General features: G+C 62.2%; 4 protein-coding genes. 2 read left to right on the forward strand and 2 right to left on the reverse strand.

Features of this window, described 5'->3' with window-relative positions; genetic code table 11:
• The first annotated feature begins 79 nt into the window (after positions 1-79).
• Both sucC and sucD read left to right on the forward strand, forming a co-directional pair.
• The gene (sucC, locus tag NZ849_RS06390) at positions 80-1,216 is read left to right on the forward strand and encodes an ADP-forming succinate--CoA ligase subunit beta (RefSeq protein ID WP_295405460.1); all 1,137 of its coding nucleotides are present in this window, start codon (positions 80-82) and stop codon (positions 1,214-1,216) included.
• A complete protein-coding gene (gene sucD / locus NZ849_RS06395; protein WP_295405462.1) occupies positions 1,213-2,085 on the forward strand; it encodes a succinate--CoA ligase subunit alpha in 873 nt (290 codons plus the stop codon). The genes sucC and sucD overlap by 4 nt, the downstream gene beginning before the upstream one ends.
• Here the strand turns inward: sucD and NZ849_RS06400 are convergent.
• Positions 2,082-2,720, reverse strand: coding sequence for a hypothetical protein (locus NZ849_RS06400; RefSeq protein ID WP_295405465.1), 639 nt, complete (start codon positions 2,718-2,720; stop codon positions 2,082-2,084). The two genes, sucD and NZ849_RS06400, sit on opposite strands and share 4 nt — an antisense overlap.
• Positions 2,717-5,335 carry a valine--tRNA ligase gene (locus NZ849_RS06405; protein WP_295405467.1) on the reverse strand — a complete coding sequence of 873 codons (2,619 nt, stop codon included), beginning with the start codon at positions 5,333-5,335 and terminating at the stop codon, positions 2,717-2,719. Before NZ849_RS06405 ends, NZ849_RS06400 begins: the two co-directional genes overlap by 4 nt.
• Positions 5,336-6,000 lie beyond the last annotated feature (665 nt).

The following is a 6,000-nucleotide window of genomic DNA, read 5'->3' on the forward strand; positions in this document are numbered from 1 at the left end:
TCCTTTAGGAGGAGGGACGCGAGCTTCGCAAAAACTCGGAAAAACTTATAATGCGAGCGGCAAAAGTTGGGAGGTAAGCGTGAATCTACACGAGTACCAGGCTAAGGAAATCCTCGCTCGCTATGGCATCCCGGTACCTCCGGGCAAGGTGGCCTTCACTGCCGATGAGGCCAAGCAGATTGCCAGCGAGTACGGCGACACGGTGGTGATTAAGGCCCAGGTGCACACCGGCGGACGTGGGAAGGCCGGAGGGGTCAAGTTAGCCAGGACCCCGGAAGAAGCCCGGGAAAGGGCCAGTCAGATTCTAGGCCTCAACATCAAGGGCTTCGTCACCAAGAAGGTCCTGGTGGCCAAAGCGGTCAACATCGCCAAGGAGTACTACGCAGGCCTCGTCCTAGACCGGACCAGCCAGCGGGTGGTGCTGATGCTCTCCAAAGAAGGTGGGGTAGACATCGAGGAGGTAGCCGCAGCCCGCCCCGAAGCGGTCATCAAATACCCCATTCACCCCCAGACCGGGCTCCGGCCCTTCGAGGCCCGGGAACTGGTCAAGCGGGCCGGCCTGGAAGGCAACCTCAACCGTCTAGCCGACGTGCTGGTCAAGCTCTACCAAGCCTACGTAGCCACCGACGCCTCCATCGCCGAGATTAACCCCTTGGTGGTTACCGACACCGGCGATGTGGTGGCCGCCGATGCAAAGATCGTGTTGGACGACAACGCGCTCTACCGGCATCCTGAGCTGGCCCCCCTGCGGGAGTTTGAGGCTGAGCACCCGCTCGAGGTCGAAGCCTCCAACTACGGCTTTAGCTACGTAAAGCTAGACGGCAACATCGGGGTCATTGGCAACGGGGCCGGGTTGGTGATGTACACCCTCGACCTGGTTCAGCGCAGTGGCGGTCGGGCGGCCAATTTCCTGGACATTGGGGGCGGAGCCAAGGCCGATGTGGTCTACAACGCTCTCAAGGTGGTGTTAAAAGACCCCGATGTAAAGGGCGTGTTCATCAATATCTTCGGCGGCATCACCCGCGCCGACGAGGTAGCCAGGGGGGTCTTGAAGGCGCTGGATGAAGGACTCCTGACCAAACCTGTAGCTATGCGGGTTGCCGGCACCGCCGAGGAGGAAGCCAAAGCCCTTCTGCAAGGGAAACCGGTCTACATGTACCCCACCTCCATTGAGGCGGCCAAGGCCATCATCTCCATGGTGGGAGGTGCCCAGTGAGCATCTTGGTCAACAAGGATACCCAGGTCATCGTACAGGGCATTACCGGGCGCGAAGGCGCTTTCCACACCGAGGCCATGCTCAAGGCCGGCACCAAGGTAGTGGCCGGCGTAACCCCAGGGAAAGGCGGGCAAACTGCGTTGGGCTTACCCGTCTACGACACCGTAAAAGAGGCGGTGGCCAGGCACCGGGTGGACGCCTCCATTATTTTCGTTCCTGCCCCCTCAGCGGCCGACGCCGCCCTCGAGGCAGCCCACGCGGGCGTGCCCTTGGTGGTGCTCATCACCGAGGGGATACCCACCTTGGATATGGTCAGGGCGGTGGCCGAGATCAAGGCCTTGGGCAACGTGCGGCTCATCGGCGGAAACTGCCCGGGCCTCATCACCCCAGGGGAGTGCAAGCTCGGCATCATGCCCGCCAGCGTCTTCAAGAGAGGCCGGGTCGGGCTCATCTCCCGCTCCGGAACCGTCACCTACGAAACCGCCAAGGCTCTCTCCGACGCGGGCTATGGCATTTCCACCTGCATTGGCATTGGGGGCGATCCGATCATCGGGACCACTTTCAAGGACCTCCTACCGCTCTTCAACGAGGACCCGGAAACCGAGGCCATCGTGCTGTGCGGCGAGATTGGCGGTTCTGACGAAGAGGAGGCCGCGGCCTACATAAAAGCGCACGTCAAAAAGCCAGTGGTGGGCTTTATCGGCGGCCGCAGCGCACCCAAGGGCAAGCGGATGGGCCACGCGGGGGCTATCATCATGGGCAACGTGGGCACCCCCGAAAGCAAGCTGGCCGCCTTTGCCGACGCCGGGGTTCCGGTGGCCGAAACCATAGACGAAATCGTGGAGCTGGTGCGGGCCAAGCTGGGCTAAGCCTCAGACCCCCAAAGCCCCTGAAGCTCCCAGGCCAGGTTTTGCCGGGCTGCCCCCTCGAGCCCGGCAAATCTCTTTGTTTGGTAGATCCGCGGTCTGGACAAAAAGTCCCGCAGAAGCTCAGCCCGCCGTTGCCGAAAGACAACCTCCGGCAGCCAGCTGTACTCCTTGCGGATGGCCTGGGCGTAGCGGGCGTAGGTTTTGGGGTCGGCCCCTAAAATGGCAAGGTCGGCGTCCAGGAAAAGGGCCGTAAGCGGGTCCTCGGCCCGGTGCGTGCGGGTAGCCCGAACAATCCGGAGCACCTCCCCGATGAGTTCCTGGGAAAGGCCAAGGGCCGCTAGGCGCTTTTGGGCCAGGCGGGCACTCTCCTCCTCGTTGTCGGTACGGGTGGGGTCGTAGACTGCATCGTGAAACCAGGCCGCCAGCTCGAGCCTGGGGTCTTGCGGCAGGAGCCCCAGAAGGTGTTCCAGGTGAGCGAGGTTGTGGTAGTACCTCTGGGGCTCGGCATAGCGGGTCAGGAGCTCGTCCAGCAAGGCGGCCTGCTGGGAAGACCCCTGGCCCAGCAACAACCAAAGGGCATCCCACCGCGCAAGCAGGCGCTTGCGACCACCTGGGGAAAGCCTGAAAACGCTCAACTCAGCCGAGCAAGGTTCTCCCGGATGCGCTCGAGCTGGAGGCGATGCTCCAAAAGGCGCTCCCGCTCGGCCTCCACCACCGCAGGGTCGGCCTTCTCCAAGAACGAGGGGTTGGCCAACTTCCGCTCCCCTTGGGCTACCAGCCCCTCCAGCTCTGCCAAGCGCTTTTTCTGGCGCTCGAGGAAGGCTCCAAGGTCGCCTTGAGGCTCGAGGTAAACCGTCACCGTAGGGGTTACCTGGGCCAAAGCCCGCTCGGGCCGCCCGAGCCTTGGCTGTGCTTTGGCCAGGAAGCGGAAGAGAGGTTGGTTCTCCAAAACCAAAGCGGCTCCTTCCCCATCCAGCTGCACCACGATTTCCTGGTGCGGCGGCAGGCCCAGCTCAGCCCGAAGGTTGCGGGTAGCCGTGATCACCTGCTGCAGGGTCTCAAAAGCCCGTTCGGCCTCAGGGTCGCGCTCACCTGGAGTAGGCCAGTCCTGCAGGGCGAGCTGTTTGGTCTCGCCGGTGAGCGCCTCGTAAAGCTCTGAGGTGATGAAGGGCATGATGGGGTGCAGAAGCTTCAGCAGCGTGGCCAAGGCAAATTCCAAGGTCTGCCGGGTGGCCTCGTTGCCCGCACGCAACGCGGGCTTGGCGGCCTCCAGGTACCAGTCGCAAAACTCGCTCCAGACTAGCTCGTAGACCAGCCGAGCGGCCCGGCCCAGGTCGTAGGCCTCGTAGGCCTCGGTAATCTCGGCGATACCGCGGTTCAACCGGGAAACCATCCAGCGGTCGGCCAGGGTGGGGGAGCAGCCGGCGGCCTGTGGCTCGTGGCTGGCTGAAGGGTCGCGTTGCATCAGCACAAAACGGGCCGCGTTGTAAAGCTTGTTGGCAAAGTTGCGTCCCTGCTCATAGCGACGCTCATCGTGGCGGATGTCCTGCCCCCCGGTAGCCAGGTAGTCCCAGGCAAAGCGGCAGGCATCGGCCCCATACTTGTCCACCAGCTCCAGGGGGTCAATGCCGTTGCCCTTGCTCTTGGACATCTTCTGGCCCTTGGCGTCTAGGTACAGGCCGTGCAGCACGATGGTATGGAAGGGAGGCCGCCCGGTAAACTGATAGCCCGACATCTGCATCCGAGCCACCCAAAAGAAGATGATGTCGTAGCCCGTCACCAACACGTCGGTGGGGTAGAACTTCTTGTAGTCCTCCGTCTCCTCGGGCCAGCCCAGGGTGGAGAAGGGCCACAGGGCCGAGCTGAACCAGGTGTCGAACACGTCGGGGTCGCGCCTGAGCTTCAAGTGGGCGTAGCGGGGATCCTTGTCGCAATCCAGGTCGGGATTTTCCGGGTCGGGCACATAGACGTTGCCCTCCTCGTCGTACCAGGCCGGTATCTGATGGCCCCACCAAAGCTGTCGGGCAATAGCCCAGTCCCGTATGTTCTCGAGCCAGTCGCGGCTTACCTTCTCCCAGCGCTCCGGTACGTAGCGCATCTCCCCCTTATCCAGACCCTGGAGCACCTTCTCGGCCACCGGCTTCATGCGTACAAACCACTGCTCCAAAAGCATAGGCTCCACCGGGGCCTTGGTGCGATCGGAGTAGCCCAGGGCAATGGTGTAGTCCTGGATTTCGCGGATGTAGCCAGCCTCCTCCAGGGCCTGCACCACTGCCTGGCGGGCCTCGAAGCGCTCGAGGCCCCTGAACCGCTCAGGAACCAGCTCCCCCGTAAGGCGGCCCTCCAGGTCAATCACGCTGGGCATCTCCAGGCCGTGGCGCTGGCCGATTTCAAAGTCGGTGGGGTCGTGGGCCGGCGTAATCTTGAGGGCCCCGGTTCCAAAGTCCATCAACACCGCTTCATCGGCAATGATAGGAATATAGCGCTCGGTAAGGGGAATGCGGGCCTTGCGACCCACCAGGTGCTGGTAGCGCTCGTCGGCGGGGTTCACCGCAATTGCCACGTCGGCAAAAATGGTCTCGGGCCGAACGGTAGCGATTCTTATCTCCCCACCCCCCTCCAGCGGATAAGCCAGGGTGTAGAGCTTGCCAGGGGTGGGCTCCACGTTGACCTCAAGGTCGGAGAGGACGGTCTGGGCCACCGGGTCCCAGTTCACGATGCGCTTACCCCGGTAGGCCAGGCCCTGGTGGTAGTATTCCACAAAGCTTCGCCGCACCGCCCGGGAAAGCCCCTCATCCAGGGTAAAGCGCTCCCTGGTCCAGTCACACGAGGCCCCGATGCGCCGAAGCTGGTGCAGGATAGCCCCGCCGTTTTTTTCCTTGAAGGCCCAGACCCGCTCCAAAAACTTCTCGCGCCCCAGGTCGTGTCGGGAGAGCCCCTCCTGGGCCAGCTCGCGCTCAACGAGCACCTGGGTGGTGATACCGGCGTGGTCGGTGCCCGGCAGGTACAAGGCTTCGTAGCCCTGCATGCGCTTGAAGCGGATAATGGTGTCGATGATGGTGTTGTCCAAAGCGTGCCCCAGGTGAAGGTTCCCGGTCACGTTGGGGGGCGGAATCACAATAGTAAAAGGACCCTTACCCTTCCCCGCATTCAGCTCGGGCCTAAGGGGGTTCTTAGCCCACTCCTCAACCCAACGTGGCTCAACTGCTTTGGGATCGTAAGCTTTGGGCAATTCCTTGAATCTAACCATCGCTCACCTCGAGGCGTCCCTTGAAGATTCTGTCCAACCTTCTGAAAACGAAACGCCCGCGCGATTACGCTGCACGGGCGAGGGTTTTCCCCGCGGTACCACCGCGCTTCCTGGAATTGATCACCCCAGGCACTCCCTTAGGCTATAACGGGCTCCCCGGCAGGTTCTACTGAGCTACAAAGCTGTTCTTCCTGCAGGCTCACGGGCGACCTTCGACCACCCAAGCTCCCAAGCGCCCTCTCAGCCAACGAGGCACCCTCTCTGTGGGTTCAGGAAGTCTACTCCTCCCGGTCTTCGCCCACGCTTTTAGAATAGCACGGGAAGTATCGGCTCAACTACACCCCTTTGCCGCAATCCTGTAATCTTTGTAACTATGCGCGAACCCCAAGCAAGTGCCAAAACCGGGGGGGTTCGCGCAAGCCGAGAAATCGGCTAGGGAACATTGAAAACCTGCCTTACCCCCACGGCACCCCACCCTGCGCCGGCAGCCTCCTTGGGGGGGTTCGCGCAAACGGCCCCTTGAGACCCGTCCAGCACGCAAGCTAAAATGGGGCCGTTGCACTCGGGCGAAAGCTCGAGTGAGGATTGAAACCTTGGTTGGTTCTCCGCGATAAGGGAAACTACCAGGTTGCACTCGGGCGAAAGCTCGAGTGAGGATTGAAACT

Origin of the sequence: Meiothermus sp., from assembly GCF_025060375.1 — a bacterium.
In the GTDB taxonomy this organism is placed as follows: Bacteria; Deinococcota; Deinococci; order Deinococcales; family Thermaceae; genus Meiothermus.